The following is a 955-nucleotide window of genomic DNA, read 5'->3' as shown; positions in this document are numbered from 1 at the left end:
TGAAGTTAATGAAATTGGATGGGCTTGTTTGAAGTTCTCGCGTCAGAGCAGGCTATGGAACATACTTCGACCCTGTGATTTCCCTTCCCAACAACTTGTCGCGGGGGGCTTGGTCGGCGGGACGATATTTCGTTGACTATCGGGGCCGACAATAACGTGTGAAGGCCGAATGACGTCACTGGCAAATGCTAGAGCAAACTCTGGAAAGAGGGCGAGTACGTTTAGTCTGATCATCGCGTCCTCCCAGCGCTCAATCATTGTAAAGTGCTTTCCAACCGCCAGCACTCACTCAAGCAGTCGGAAGGGCTCGGCACAGCGAGCAGCAACGACAACAACGGAGGTAAAATAAAGTTGTGTCGAATTCGCATGTTTGAATCTAATTTTTAATTAATCAATATTTTTCCGCGCGTAAAATTCACTACGCTTTCGTGCGATAGGCTTCTGCTTTCAAACAAAAAGGTAAGTGGGAGCGTCCATAAGGGCGAATGTGATCTTTTGGCTCGGCGAGGCGTTCTGAGGCCGCACAGAAACAATGAAGGGATTGAAAGATGGGATTTGGTGAATCCGTTAAGACGTGTTTCTCGAAATACTTCCAGTTTTCCGGGCGGGCGAAACGTTCAGAATACTGGTGGTTCTTCTTGTTTGTAGTTCTCGTGAGTGCCGCTTTAGCTGTGCTGGATACAATCATATTTGGGACTGACCCTGAAACAGGGCAAGGATCTCGGGTCCTGTCCTCTGTTTTCCAACTGACTGTTCTCATACCTATGCTGGCCGCCGGTTGGCGGAGGCTGCACGATACAGGACGACCTGGCTGGTATTTGCTGCTACCGATGGCGCTCAGCATTACAACGCTTTTTGCTATGTTGGGTGGGGTGGCGTTCTTCTCGGTATTGGAGCAAGGGACCGAAAACCCCGATGCCTTGCGAGGACCTGCGGCCGTCCTTGGCGTAACCGG

Annotated in this window: 1 protein-coding gene; it reads left to right on the top strand. The window is 50.5% G+C overall.

Translation table 11 applies throughout. The annotated features are described in order from the left end of the window. Positions 1 to 548 precede the first annotated feature (548 nt). Positions 549 to 955 (top strand): DUF805 domain-containing protein (locus ACR0FE_RS23595; protein ID WP_480915555.1); only part of this gene is annotated, 407 nt, incomplete at its 3' end.

This window comes from Ruegeria sp. K7, assembly GCF_056531785.1.
Note: the sequence above shows the minus strand (reverse complement) of the source record. Positions and strands in the feature narration are given on the sequence as shown.